Source organism: Grimontia sp. NTOU-MAR1, assembly GCF_035758505.1.
Taxonomy (GTDB): domain Bacteria; phylum Pseudomonadota; class Gammaproteobacteria; order Enterobacterales; family Vibrionaceae; genus Enterovibrio; species Enterovibrio marinus.
Window position 1 is genome coordinate 195,960 of sequence record NZ_CP142108.1, and the last position, 13,263, is coordinate 209,222.

A 13,263-nucleotide genomic window follows, 5' to 3' on the forward strand; every position below is an offset into this window, starting at 1 on the left:
TAACAAGCGCTTGCTGAGACTCACGCTTGAATACAAAAACTAAATCCAATACGTGAAACCGTTCGTCAATAACGCCCCGATAGAGGGCAACCGCGAACAGAAAAGGAGTTCAACATGCCAAATAAAGAGCTAAGTGGAGCAGGGCTACGTGGTCAAAGTGCAGGGTCAACAGCGCTGTGTACTGTTGGAAAATCTGGCACAGGGCTGACTTACCGTGGCTACGACATTACCGATCTGGCGAACAACGCGCAGTTTGAAGAAGTCGCGCACCTGTTATTGCGTGGTCATCTGCCCAATCAAAAAGAACTCGACGATTACAAAACGCGTCTGGTGAGTCTGCGCGGTCTGCCGACAGAGCTGAGACAGGCTTTGGAACTCATTCCCGCTTCAGCGCACCCCATGGATGTGATGCGCACTGGCTGTTCGGTTCTGGGGAATCTAGAGCAAGAGAAGGATTTCTCTGAACAGTTGAACGCCACCGAGCGCATGCTTGCGTTGTTCCCAGCCATCATCTGTTACTGGTATCGCTTCAGCCACGACGGTGTGCGTATTGATACGGAAGACACGAGCGAAGATTGCACCGGCGGTTATTTCCTGAAAATGCTGACGGACAAAGCGCCGAGCAACCTGCACAAGCAAGTGATGCATTGTTCGTTGATCCTCTACGCAGAGCATGAGTTCAATGCCTCCACCTTTGCGGCGCGTGTGTGTGCGTCTACGCTGTCCGACCTGCACTCCTGTATTACGGCGGCCATCGGCACCTTGCGAGGTCCTCTGCATGGTGGGGCAAACGAGGCGGCTATGGAAATGATTGAAAACTGGCAAACGCCCGATGAAGCTGAGCAGAACATCCTGCGCATGCTGGAAAACAAAGACAAAATCATGGGCTTCGGTCATGCGATTTACCGTGAAAGTGACCCGCGCAATGCGCTCATCAAACGCTGGTCAGAAGAACTTTCTGAAGCGGTCGGCGATACCCATCTTTATGCCGTATCAGAACGTGTTGAAGCCGTCATGAAGCGCGAGAAAGGCTTGTTCTGTAATGCCGATTTCTTCCACGCTTCTGCCTATCACTTTATGGATATTCCCACCAAGTTGTTCACACCAATTTTTGTGATGAGCCGTTTAACAGGCTGGGCGGCACACGTATTTGAGCAGCGTGAAAACAACCGCATTATCCGCCCAAGCGCCGATTACACCGGGCCAGAATCCCGTGATTGGTTGCCGATTGAGCAGCGTTAATGGGTGGAAATAGGGAACAGACGATGACGCAAAACAATACCCAATACCGAAGGCCGCTCGCGAAAACCGGACTCGATTATTTCGATGTTCGCGCAGCCGTTAATGACATCAAGCCGGACGTTTACGACACCTTGCCCTACACCTCTCGTGTATTGGCAGAGCAACTGGTGCGTCGCTGTAATCCGGCGGATTTACAAGCCTGTCTGACCCAAATTGTCGAAGGCAAAAAGGAACTGGATTTTCCTTGGTATCCCTCCCGCGTGGTGTGCCACGACATTCTGGGGCAAACCGCGCTAGTGGATTTGGCAGGTCTTCGCGATGCGATTGCAGAGCAGGGCGGCGACCCTTCACGCGTTAATCCCGTAGTGGAAACCCAACTGATTGTCGATCATTCATTGGCAGTCGAACATGCTGGCTTCGAACCCGATGCGTTTGAAAAGAACCGCGCCATCGAAGAGCGTCGCAATGAAGATCGCTTCCATTTTATTGAGTGGTGTAAAACCGCCTTTAAAAACGTCAGCGTTATCCCGGCGGGCAACGGCATCATGCACCAAATCAATTTGGAAAAGATGTCGCCGGTTATCCAAAGTCAACAGGGCGTCGCCTTCCCCGATACCTGTGTCGGCACTGACAGCCACACCCCGCATGTTGATGCGTTAGGCGTCATTGCCATTGGCGTTGGTGGCCTTGAAGCCGAAACCGTCATGCTTGGCCGACCTTCCATGATGCGACTGCCGGACATCGTCGGCGTGAAGCTCGTAGGCAAACGTCAGGAAGGCATTACTGCCACAGACATCGTGCTGGCACTCACTGAGTTTCTGCGCAATGAACGCGTGGTGTCGAGTTATCTGGAATTCTATGGCGAAGGCGCACGCGCGCTGACCATTGGCGACAGGGCGACCATCTCCAACATGACGCCGGAATATGGTGCGACTGCCGCGATGTTCTATATCGATGAGCAGACCATCACCTACCTCAAACTGACAGGGCGCGAGCCTGAACAAGTCAATTTGGTGGAAACCTACGCCAAAACCGTTGGCTTATGGGCAGATGACATGGAAAGCGCGCGCTATGAGCGGGTTCTACAGTTCGACCTTTCCAATGTGACACGCAATATGGCGGGCCCTTCAAACCCGCATCGCCGATTGCCAACCAGCGAGCTTGCGGAGCGTGGCATTACGTCAGCAAATGCGCCAGCAGACTCAGAAGGCAGCATGCCGGATGGCGCTGTAATCATCGCTGCTATTACTTCCTGTACCAACACCAGTAACCCGCGCAATGTGATCGCCGCTGGTCTGGTCGCGAAAAAAGCGAATGAACTTGGCTTGGTTCGAAAGCCTTGGGTGAAAACTTCGTTCGCGCCAGGTTCCAAAGTCGCGAAGCTGTATCTGGAAGAAGCTGGGCTGTTGTCCGAACTGGAACAGCTAGGGTTCGGTATTGTGGCTTATGCCTGTACCACTTGTAACGGCATGAGCGGTGCGTTAGACCCAGCTATCGAACAGGAAATTATCGAGCGCGACCTCTACGCAACAGCAGTGCTTTCCGGTAATCGTAACTTTGATGGCCGAATCCATCCGCATGCCAAACAAGCGTTTTTGGCTTCACCACCGCTGGTTGTCGCTTACGCCATTGCAGGCACCATGCGCTTTGACATCGAACGCGATGCGCTAGGTACTGATGCCAACGGCAAGCCAGTTTATCTTAACGATTTGTGGCCGACCGATGCAGAAATTGACGAAGTCGTGGGCAAATCCGTCAAGCCAGAACAATTCCAGCGTATTTACGTCGAAATGTTCCAACAAGATGAGAGTTCAAGCCTGAGCGACCCGCTTTACGACTGGCGTCCAATGAGTACCTACATTCGCAGACCACCCTATTGGGAGGGGGTATTGGCGGGAGAGCGTACGTTGAAAGGCATGCGTCCGCTGGCGGTGCTGGGTGACAACATCACGACAGACCATTTATCGCCTTCCAATGCCATTTTGCCATCGAGCGCAGCGGGCGAATATCTGGCAAAAATGGGTTTGGAACCCGTCGATTTCAACTCCTATGCGACGCACCGAGGCGATCACCTAACTGCTCAGCGCGCCACCTTTGCCAACCCGAAATTGCTCAATGAAATGGTGAAGGAAAATGGCGAAGTGGTGCAAGGATCGTTGGCGCGCGTTGAGCCGGAAGGCAACGTCACCCGCATGTGGGAAGCGATAGAAACGTATATGGAACGCAAACAACCGCTAATCATTATTGCTGGCGCAGATTACGGACAGGGCTCTTCACGTGACTGGGCGGCAAAAGGCGTTCGTCTGGCGGGTGTTGAAGCCATTGCAGCAGAAGGCTTCGAGCGTATTCACCGCACCAATTTGGTCGGCATGGGCGTGTTGCCTTTGCAGTTCAAGGAAGGCGTTAATCGCAACACCTTGGGGATTGATGGTACTGAGCTTTATGACGTGATGGGGGAGATCAAACCCGGCGCAGATTTGGCTTTGGTCATCACCCGAGCCAGCGGTGAAAAGCTTGATGTTGCAGTGACCTGTCGTCTTGATACCGAAGATGAAGTAAAGGTTTATCAAGCAGGCGGCGTACTTCAACGCTTTGCGCAAGATTTTCTGGCGCAGTAGGTGGTGAGCATGAGTAAGAAGTTGAAAATTCCTGCCACCTACATGCGAGGTGGCACCAGTAAAGGCGTCTTCTTCAGGCTGACAGATTTACCGGTTGAAGCGCAATCGCCGGGCGCAGTGCGAGATGCCATTTTGATGCGGGTGATTGGCAGCCCAGATCCTTACAGCAAACAGATTGATGGCATAGGCGGTGCAACGTCCAGCACCAGCAAGACCGTGATTGTGTCTAAAAGTACCCGCGATAACCATGATGTCGATTACCTGTTTGGTCAGGTCGCGATTGATAAACCCTTCGTCGATTGGAGTGGTAACTGCGGCAACCTTTCTGCAGCGGTTGGGCCATTTGCGGTGCATGCGGGTTTGATTGCCAAGGAACGTATGGTCGATAATGGTGTTATCTCGGTGCGTATCTGGCAAGCCAATATCGGTAAAACCTTGGTGGTTGACGTGCCAATACGTGACGGTGAAGTGGAGGAAAGCGGCGATTTCGAACTCGATGGCGTGACCTTTCCCGCCGCCGAAGTGCCGGTCGAGTTTCTTCACCCTGCGGGTGCGCCGGGTTCTCTGCTCCTGACAGGCAACCTTATCGACACGCTGGACGTGCCGGATATCGGCTCGTTCCGCGCTTCATTTATTAATGCAGGCATCCCGACCATCTTCCTTGATGCGTCAGAGCTTGGCTATGAAGGCACAGAGCTTCAAGACGACATCAATAATGATGCAGAAGTACTGGAACGGTTTGAAAAAATTCGCGCTTATGGCGCCATTCAAATGGGTTTAAACCAAACCGTGGAAGAGGCCCAAACCCGTCAACACACACCGAAGATTGCGTTCGTTTCCCCGCCTAAAAGCTACCAGAGTTCCAGCGGGAAAAAGGTGGAAGAGGCCGAAATCGATGTACTCGTCCGAGCTTTGTCGATGGGCAAATTGCACCATGCGATGATGGGAACCGCAGCCGTGGCCATCGCCGCCGCCGCATGTGTGCCGGGCACCATCGTCAACATCGCTGCTGGTGGTGGAGAAAGGGAAAACGTGGTGTTTGGTCATCCTTCCGGCACTCTAAAAGTCGGCGCGAAGGCACATCTTAAGCCCGAAGGCTGGTGGGTTGAAAAGGCGACTATGAGCCGAAGTGCCCGTATTTTGATGGAGGGACGCGTTCATGTGCCTTCCAGCGTTCTAGAAGTGAACGAGCGCGGCGAAAGCTAACGCGTTCAGAAAGACATTTTGGAGGAATCAATATGTCTGGCTATCAACAGGAATACTCGAAAGCGCAAACCGAGCCAGAAGCCTTCTGGCGCGAGCAATCCGAACAATTGAACTGGTTTGAAAAGCCGAAAACCATTCTGGCCAACGATGAAAATGGCATTGAGCGTTGGTTCCCCGATGGAGTGATGAACACTGCTTGGCTGGCATTGGATTACCATTGCGAAAACGGGCGCGGTGATAAAACCGCGCTGATCTATGACTCTCCCGTCACCGCCAAAAGACAAGCCTACAGCTATTTTGAACTGCGCGACCACGTAGCAAAAATCGCGGGTATGCTCGCTGGGATGGGCGTTGAGAAAGGCGACCGCGTGGTGATTTACATGCCGATGGTGCCTGAAGCTGCCATGGCGATGCTGGCTTGCGCAAGATTGGGCGCAATTCACTCTGTGGTATTTGGCGGTTTTGCACCCAACGAACTGGCGGTTCGCATTGAAGATGCAGAGCCGAAAGTGCTGATGACTGCCTCTTGTGGTGTTGAAGTGAACAAGGTGCTGCCATATAAGCCATTGGTCGACAAAGCCATTATGGACAGTTGTTGGAAACCTGAAAAGGTGGTGGTGTTGCAGCGCCCAGAATGTGCCGCGCCGATAGACCAAGAACGCGATGTGGATTGGCAAACTGCGTATCAGGCCGCGCAGCCCCATGACTGTGTTCCTGTTCTTGCCACTGACCCGCTTTACATCCTTTACACCTCTGGCACCACGGGCAAACCCAAGGGGGTGGTACGTGATAACGGCGGCCATGCTGTCGCGATGAAATATTCCATGAAAGCCGTGTACGACATGCCGCAGGATGGCGTTTTCTGGGCGGCGTCTGATGTCGGCTGGGTAGTGGGGCATTCCTACATTGTTTATGCGCCGCTTATCCACGGTTGCACCACCATTTTGTTCGAAGGCAAGCCCGTTCGAACACCAGATCCAGGTGCCTTTTGGCGGGTATGCCAAGACTATGCGGTGAATGTTATTTTCTCTGCACCGACTGCTTTTCGTGCCATCAAGAAAGAAGATCCTGATGGAAACTACGTTAACGAATACGATTTAAGTTCGCTGAAATCCATTTTTATGGCAGGTGAAAGGCTCGACCCTCCGACCTACGATTGGGTTGTCGAAAAAACCGGAAAGCCCGTGATTGACCATTGGTGGCAAACCGAGACGGGCTGGGCGATTGCTTGTAACCCAACAGGCGTTGAAGTGATGCCGGTGAAAGCGGGTTCATCGACCAAGCCAACACCTGGCTATCAGGTTGAAATACTGGATGCGGTGGGAAACAGCCTCAAAGCCAACCAGCAAGGTTATGTGGCATTAAAACGCCCGTTGCCACCAAGCTGTTTGCCGACCGTTTGGCGCAATCACGACCGCTTCGAAACGGGCTATCTGAGTCAATTCCCCGGCTACTATGTCTCAGGTGATGGTGGCTACTTAGATGAAGAGGGTTATCTCTTTATCATGGGCCGCATCGATGACGTGATAAACGTGGCAGGGCATCGTCTCTCAACCGGGGAAATGGAAGAGATTGTCGGCGCACACCCTGCTGTGGCTGAATGCGCAGTCATCGGTATTCATGATGACCTAAAAGGACAGCTCCCGGTCGGTTTTGTAGTACTGAAAGATGGCGTCGACATAGCCTCAGACCAATTGGCTGGAGAGCTTGTCGCCAAAGTGCGGGAAGAAATCGGCGCAGTGGCTTGCTTCAAGCTGGCATTGGTTGTCGACAGATTGCCAAAAACACGTTCCGGTAAAATCCTGCGTAGAACCATGCGTCAAATCGCAGATGGCGAGCAATATGTGGTGCCTTCAACGATTGATGATCCGTCGAGCCTGAATGAGATAGAAAGGGTGTTGCAGCGTTAGAAGCGGTTGGTTATTTGGAATAGAAAGGGAGCCAGTTGGCTCCCTTTTTGCTTATGATCATCATCACTCAAGGGTTTCAAAGTGGAACTTGTATTCACTGACACCGTCTATACGCACGCCTTTTTCCCTTAACTCAAGGTACTGCTTCATTTTAATGGTTCTGAAGTCCATTGCCTTCAGCGCAAGGATGATCCGCAGTTCATCCATTGAATGTGATTTGGCTTCAGAGCTGCATGTACCGCAGACAACATGGGTCTTAGGCTTAAAGCCAACCTGATTAAGCCAGTGCAAGTCTTTGGGTTCTTTACGTGTGCCGCAGAAGTAGCATTGATTATCTTGTTTCAATGCCGCCTGTTCCCTTAATTCATTGGGACTTGGTGAATTGGTAGATGGGGAAATTTTAGCCTTCTTATTACCACCGAACTGAGAAAACTGAACGACATTAGACATTGGGTTTGGCCTTATTAATTGAGTTATACCCAAACGACCTGAATACGAGCATCTTCAGGTCGTTTGGGTATATACAGCTAGTATTTTGCCAGAAAATGATCATAATCGTGCGACAAAACACGGGAAGAAAAATGACCATGACTGATTTTCAATATTACTTTCACCAACTGCCTTGTTTTAACTGCAAAAATACCACAGTAAGCACTGATCTTGGTTGGTTAACCTCGGCGATGAAAGACGATGTTGTCGCCCAAATCGCAACGATTATTGCGCAAGGCAAGGTTGAACCTGATCTTTCAGTGAACGTGACTTGTACGAAAGAAGAAGCACGTGATTACTTGCTGTTGAACTTCTTTGGCTACTCGGAAGAAGAACTCGCGAATCAAGTTAAAGCGGAAGATGAGCAAGAAGTTGAGGATGAAATCGCAGAGCTTCTTGCTGACGGAAGTGAAAAAGCCGTGTTTGAACATGAAGTCGCGCTGCAAAGCTGTACTGACTGCGATATTGACTAAGCGCGAAACCTGGCGTTAAGCCAAGTGTGATTGTAGGGCTTATGATGTTCTAAAGAAAAAGGCGCTATCAAACGAGGGTCTGATAGCGCCTTTTTGTTTTTGCAGTTATTGAATCGTTGGCCGAGGTTCAATCACATTCGTCAAGGGACACTGGGCCTTGCAGTTCTTTCAGGATCATCTTTTGAATATCGATGCCCATGCTCATCACGATCAGGCTCCAGTTCAGGAACGGCAATGAACCGTTTGCAATGCCACGCGCAAAGTTATTGGCATTCCAGTTAAACACCGCTGACAGCTTTTCGGTGGTCAGCGCTTCGTAATTGTCGTTATCAATCAAATTGCTGAACTGTTCACTGGTGGGGCACACAAACTTGTCATTAGGCCTGAAAGCCGTCGGTTTAAAATAAGAAAGTACCCTTCTTACGTTAACCTCAATCACTTCACCGTCACTTTGGATATTCGGCTCGCCAGCGAGCGCGCATAAGAAGCACCAGCATGGGTAAGGAATTGTTGAAACGTTTTCAGGTTCGTTCTTATAACGCGCCGTCCACGCATTGATATTTTTTTGCTGGATGCCTGTTACGCTAAACAATTGATTGGAATCGTAGCCGTTGTCTTTTAGTAGGTTGATCACTTCGGCCACTTCTGACACCAAAGGCTTGGCCCATCTACTGTATGGAGTAAGTGTTGCTTCTCTGACCATAATTAAATTTGTTTATAAACAAACGTTTAGTTTGTTTTTACTAAATATTACCCGAGATCATACGTGTTCAGACTGATAAGTCTACTTTTATCGGAAGCTGGGGCGGGAACCCTTAAAAGTCCGAAGCCTGTGTCCCTTCCTTCACGCCAAGTGCTCTCTTAACCAATGATGCGCTTTACTGTGCGGCTCAATGTCTGTTTGAGTGCTTGGAATAGCTTATCCGAACCGCGAGTGTTAGTGCTGCAGCACTTAGTCATTCTTGTCTTATCAGTGTCAGACTAATCGGTTCTGGCACGAGCCCCAAAGCCAGTGTCACTGAGTCCGTCATGGCGCGGAAAAAAAGAAAAACAAAACAAAACAAAACAAAACCAATTATGTTGAAGTACGCCGCATTCTTTAAAGGAGTGGTGTGTCTCAACTGTGAAACTTTCTTTCTGTATTTCACCAGATTTCTCTCAGTAACTGTCTGCTTTAACAATTAATCTGATTTCCACAGTGTCTCAGTCTTATTTGTGAATCAGTATTCTCATCATTGAATTCCCCTCAATCTCTTCTAGCTTATTTTTCGATACGAAATTATACGCGCACCCGATTTGTGGGTGTGCTGATGGGCTTAACACGCTTCACAACCATTAGACGTAATTTATCGAGGACATAGGATGTATTTCTCTAAGAAAGCGATATGGGTGGTGCCGGTATTTTCACTTGGACTCACCGCATGTGGGGGGGATGACGCCTCCGTACCGGGGAACGCGAATAGTCTCCAAATACCGGGCGCACCGGTTTTAGCACAACCGACGGTGGGGGCGCTCACAGGTGATGCTTATCCTGTCACCTTCAACTGGAGTAGCGCGGCGAATGCGACCGGCTATACCCTGTGTAGGAAAGATGCATCACAAGACGATAACTGTGCAAAACAGGGCGAAACGACGACCAATACATCACTGACTCTGCCTCTGAGTTTGGACACGCCGGCTGACTATTTTGTATTGGCCAAAAACAGTTCGGGCTCAACGGCGTCTAGTGAGATAGCCGTATCTATTCCCAAACCAGAGATGCCGGTTTTAGCGACGCCACAGGTGGGTGCGTTCAACGATAGTTCTCGTTTTTACCCTGTCACCTTTAGCTGGGATAGCGCCGAGTATGCGACGCACTATACCTTGTGCAGAGAAGACGGATCAGAAGACGATAACTGTCAATTTCTATTAGAAACCGAAGCTAACAATACCTCGCTTACTGCCAATCTAAATTTGGACGAACTGGCTAATTATTTTGTATTGGCCTCTAACGGTACAGGCAAAACAGCGTCTGGTAAGCAAGCCCTCTCTCCCGCACCTGGGCAACTGAATTTAGCGGCCCCTAATGTGGGTGAACTCCAAGATGACTATTATCCTGTCACCTTTACCTGGGATAGCGCCGAGCATGCGACGGCATATACCTTGTGCAGAAAAAATCAAGCACTCGAAGATGACTGTGAAAAGCTGGGCGAAACGACTGACACAACATCGCTTACTCTGAGTTTGGGCCCACTGAAAAATCATTTGGCTGAATTTTTTGTGCTAGCCGAAAACAGCACGGACAAAACAAAGTCTGGTGACGAATCCTTAACATCACCAGACCTGACAAAATTGATAACCTACATCAAGGCCTCGAATAGCGAGGAAGATGACTTTTTTGCCTACTCGTTATCAATGTCATCGGATGGCAACACCGTCGCGGTGGGGGCTTATCAGGAAGATTCCAGTTCCAGGGAAATTAACAGTGGCGAGGACCTTAATGATGCAAGTTCTGCCGGCGCGGTGTATGTGTACCGCCTTGCAAATGGCAGTTGGACGCAGCAGGCCTACATCAAGGCCTCGAATGCCGAGGCAGGTGACAATTTTGGCAGGCCGGTATCTGTGTCATCAGATGGCAACACTCTCGCGGTGGGGGCTTTTCAGGAAGGTTCCAATGCCGATCTCACTAACGCTGACGGGGCACCTGGTTCCGGCGCGGTGTATGTGTACCGCTTTTCCAATGGCAGTTGGTCGGAGGAGGCCATCATCAAGGCCTCGAATGCCGAGGCAGGTGACCATTTTGGCATCGCGGTATCGGTGTCAGGGGATGGCAACACCCTCGCGGCAGGGGCTCCCTATGAAAAATCCATTATTACTGATGACCAGAGCAATAATGATTCAAGTAGTGTTGGCGCTGCGTATGTGTACCGCTTTGAGAATGACAAATGGACGCAGCAGGCCTACATCAAGGCCTCGAATGCCGGGTACAGAGACTTTTTTGGCTTCGCGGTATCGGTGTCAGGGGATGGCAACACCCTCGCGGTGGGGGCTACAAATGAAGATTCCAATGCAGATCTCACTAACGCTACCGGGGTAACTGATTCCGGCGCGGTGTATGTATACCGCTCTGACGGTAGCAATTGGACGCAGCAGGCCATCATCAAGGCCTCGAATGCGAATGCAAATGACGAATTTGGCGAATCGTTATCATTGTCAGGGGATGGCAACACCCTCGCGGTGGGGGTGCCAAATGAAGATTCCAGTTCTCAGGTAATTAACACTGGCGAGGCCCTTAATGATGCAGCATATGCCGGCGCGGCATACGTATACCGCTTTGATAATGACAAATGGTCGCAGAAGGCCTACATTAAGGCCTCGAATGCCCTGACAGGAGACAATTTTGGCTCGTCGATATCAGTGTCAGAGGATGGCAACACCCTCGCGGTGGGGGCTCTTCTTGAAGATTCCGGTTCCCAGGGGTTTAACACTGGCGAGAGCGGTACTTTCGCAAGTTCTTCCGGCGCGGTATATGTATATCGCTTTGAAAATGAAAATGACGAATGGTCGCAGCAGGCCTACATCAAGGCCTCGAATACCGGCTCATCTGACTATTTTGGCTTCTCGTTATCAGTGTCAGGGGATGGCAACGCCCTCGCGGTGGGGGCTCGTGGGGAAGCATCCGATGCTAACGGCATTAACGGTGACGGAGACAATGACAATGCAGATGACGCCGGCGCGGTGTACATCTACTAGCCCATACCAGTAGTCACAATGGACGCGCCCAAACACGGTGTTGCACCAGACCGAGAGGTGAAATCCGTGAATCGGGCGCGTCCATATCTATCCAATAAATGGGACACAATAAATGGGACAGGTATTCTAATAAAATCTATAGCCCTTCACCCTCTGACAATAAATGGGACAGGCATTCTAATAAAATCTATAGCCCTTCACCCTCTCCGACTTAGTGCATCCCCCAACATTGGCGGCATTCAGCTAGATATGCCTGCCATGTGTGTCGAATCGACGAACTTTTTCTATCCGTTAAGTCTTTTTCAAAAAGCCGAAAACTCAGATGAGTATCTGATAAGTTTGAAACAACGAGTAAAAGTGGAAATTAGTAGTCAGGCAGTCGGAGCCCAGACATCCTTTGGCGACTAAGGTGAGGCAATGCGGCTTTAACAGCCGATTCTGAGCCTACAATGGAGCCGCGCTCTATGTGCGTACAAGTGTTTAACCAACAATCAGGCTCGAATCCAAGCCGCTCGAGCAAAGGTGGAAAGGAATTTTCGACATAACCACGTTTATCGTCGCGTATTTGTCGCCCTGTCCACTCAACCAGCTCCAAATAATCCATCAACCGAAAAGGTATACCGTCAGGCATGTTCTCTCTTGGATTACCGGAAAATGGAAACAAGTAGGGTGCTGTTGTTTCATCTCTTAACAGTGAATCCGAACGGGCTTTTACTGAGGTATGTGCAGACTGCTCAGGGGTAGGCGCTAACGCAGCACGAACAGGGTTTAAATCCACATAGGCCATCGCAGCCGCTAACGCTTTTTCATCCAGTAGTGCCTGGCTCTTGAAACGTCCTTCCCAAAAGTGCCCAGTACATTTGTCTTCTCGGTTTGCCTCGGTGGCAATGTGCTGATTAAGTAAGCGCATAAACCAACTGATCGACGTTAAACGCTCTCGCCAACTTTCAACGATTTCCAAACTATGTTCTGTTTCTGATGTTGAGAGCTTGTCACCCCGCAGCCACCGCTGAACTAACAAGGGGCCTTGATGAAACACCAGCCAGCGCTCTGCAATATCGAATGGAGATAATGATTTTACCTGCTCTGTGTTGATATGAAGTACAACATGATAGTGATTGCTCATGATGGCGTAGGCACAAACATCTATACAGAATGACTGCGCTAGCGCTAGTAATCGCTTCTCTATCCACCCTCTTCGGTGTTCGTAGCTTTTTCCATCCGTTTCATCAACACCACAGAGAAACGAGCGACGGACGCACCGTGAAACACAATGGTAGTAAGGCGTGGCATCAACACTGATAAGAGAAGAACGGGATTTAGTCACAGGCATCGTATTCTTTTTGGCTATCAATGCGATTCAACATACCGAGACCAAAGCGTCATTTCACATTTAATGAAGCAGTATGAGAGCGCAAAGATAAGACGATGAAACTGACTGTTTTATGATTTTCTAAAAGTGCCTGTCCCCATTTTTCGCCCATTTTTCTACCCGTTTTTCTTTAGACATTGGGAGCGGTCTTATTAAATGGGGTGTATACCCAAACAACCTGAATCCTGTATCTTCAGGTTGTTTGGGTATTTATTGAAGTG

At 50.1% G+C, this 13,263-nt stretch carries 9 protein-coding genes; 6 read left to right on the forward strand and 3 right to left on the reverse strand.

Annotated features, from left to right (window positions below):
* Positions 1 to 114: 114 nt before the first annotated feature.
* From prpC to VP504_RS01020, 4 genes are read left to right on the forward strand one after another with little or no spacing between them, the layout of a single operon-like run.
* Positions 115 to 1,242, forward strand: coding sequence for a bifunctional 2-methylcitrate synthase/citrate synthase (gene prpC / locus VP504_RS01005; RefSeq protein ID WP_251879149.1), 1,128 nt, complete (start codon positions 115 to 117; stop codon positions 1,240 to 1,242).
* A 23-nt stretch (positions 1,243 to 1,265) separates the two neighbouring features.
* Positions 1,266 to 3,860 (forward strand): Fe/S-dependent 2-methylisocitrate dehydratase AcnD, encoded by a 2,595-nt coding sequence (acnD, locus tag VP504_RS01010; protein WP_325892517.1) that lies wholly within the window; start codon positions 1,266 to 1,268, stop codon positions 3,858 to 3,860.
* A gap of 9 nt (positions 3,861 to 3,869) precedes the next feature.
* Positions 3,870 to 5,066 (forward strand): 2-methylaconitate cis-trans isomerase PrpF, encoded by a 1,197-nt coding sequence (gene prpF, locus VP504_RS01015; RefSeq protein WP_325892518.1) that lies wholly within the window; start codon positions 3,870 to 3,872, stop codon positions 5,064 to 5,066.
* A gap of 32 nt (positions 5,067 to 5,098) precedes the next feature.
* The gene (locus VP504_RS01020; RefSeq protein ID WP_325892519.1) at positions 5,099 to 6,976 is read left to right on the forward strand and encodes a propionyl-CoA synthetase; all 1,878 of its coding nucleotides are present in this window, start codon (positions 5,099 to 5,101) and stop codon (positions 6,974 to 6,976) included.
* A 63-nt stretch (positions 6,977 to 7,039) separates the two neighbouring features.
* Here the strand turns inward: VP504_RS01020 and VP504_RS01025 are convergent, their stop codons facing one another.
* The gene (locus VP504_RS01025) at positions 7,040 to 7,426 is read right to left on the reverse strand and encodes a hypothetical protein (protein WP_325892521.1); all 387 of its coding nucleotides are present in this window, start codon (positions 7,424 to 7,426) and stop codon (positions 7,040 to 7,042) included.
* Positions 7,427 to 7,563: 137 nt separating this feature from the next.
* Between VP504_RS01025 and VP504_RS01030 the strand changes: the two genes are divergently transcribed.
* The gene (locus VP504_RS01030; protein ID WP_325892522.1) at positions 7,564 to 7,938 is read left to right on the forward strand and encodes a hypothetical protein; all 375 of its coding nucleotides are present in this window, start codon (positions 7,564 to 7,566) and stop codon (positions 7,936 to 7,938) included.
* 127 nt (positions 7,939 to 8,065) lie between these two features.
* Here the strand turns inward: VP504_RS01030 and VP504_RS01035 are convergent, their stop codons facing one another.
* Positions 8,066 to 8,641: a hypothetical protein gene (locus VP504_RS01035; RefSeq protein ID WP_325892523.1), complete on the reverse strand. Its 576-nt coding sequence runs from the start codon at positions 8,639 to 8,641 to the stop codon at positions 8,066 to 8,068.
* Between the two features lie 659 nt (positions 8,642 to 9,300).
* On the opposite strand from VP504_RS01035, the gene VP504_RS01040 reads away from it, so the two are divergent.
* Positions 9,301 to 11,670: an FG-GAP repeat protein gene (locus VP504_RS01040; RefSeq protein ID WP_325892524.1), complete on the forward strand. Its 2,370-nt coding sequence runs from the start codon at positions 9,301 to 9,303 to the stop codon at positions 11,668 to 11,670.
* 364 nt (positions 11,671 to 12,034) lie between these two features.
* Here the strand turns inward: VP504_RS01040 and VP504_RS01045 are convergent, their stop codons facing one another.
* Complete coding sequence (locus VP504_RS01045; protein WP_325894095.1) at positions 12,035 to 12,997, reverse strand: transposase; 963 nt, start codon at positions 12,995 to 12,997, stop codon at positions 12,035 to 12,037.
* Positions 12,998 to 13,263 lie beyond the last annotated feature (266 nt).

Excerpts from the sequence above, each read along its gene's own strand:
- VP504_RS01025 (WP_325892521.1), bottom strand. The coding sequence starts at position 7,426 with ATGTCTAATGTCGTTCAGTTTTCTCAGTTCGGTGGTAATAAGAAGGCT.
- VP504_RS01020 (WP_325892519.1), top strand. The coding sequence starts at position 5,099 with ATGTCTGGCTATCAACAGGAATACTCGAAAGCGCAAACCGAGCCAGAA.
- acnD (WP_325892517.1), top strand. The coding sequence starts at position 1,266 with ATGACGCAAAACAATACCCAATACCGAAGGCCGCTCGCGAAAACCGGA.
- VP504_RS01040 (WP_325892524.1), top strand. The coding sequence starts at position 9,301 with ATGTATTTCTCTAAGAAAGCGATATGGGTGGTGCCGGTATTTTCACTT.
- prpF (WP_325892518.1), top strand. The coding sequence starts at position 3,870 with ATGAGTAAGAAGTTGAAAATTCCTGCCACCTACATGCGAGGTGGCACC.
- VP504_RS01035 (WP_325892523.1), bottom strand. The coding sequence starts at position 8,641 with ATGGTCAGAGAAGCAACACTTACTCCATACAGTAGATGGGCCAAGCCT.
- prpC (WP_251879149.1), top strand. The coding sequence starts at position 115 with ATGCCAAATAAAGAGCTAAGTGGAGCAGGGCTACGTGGTCAAAGTGCA.
- VP504_RS01030 (WP_325892522.1), top strand. The coding sequence starts at position 7,564 with ATGACTGATTTTCAATATTACTTTCACCAACTGCCTTGTTTTAACTGC.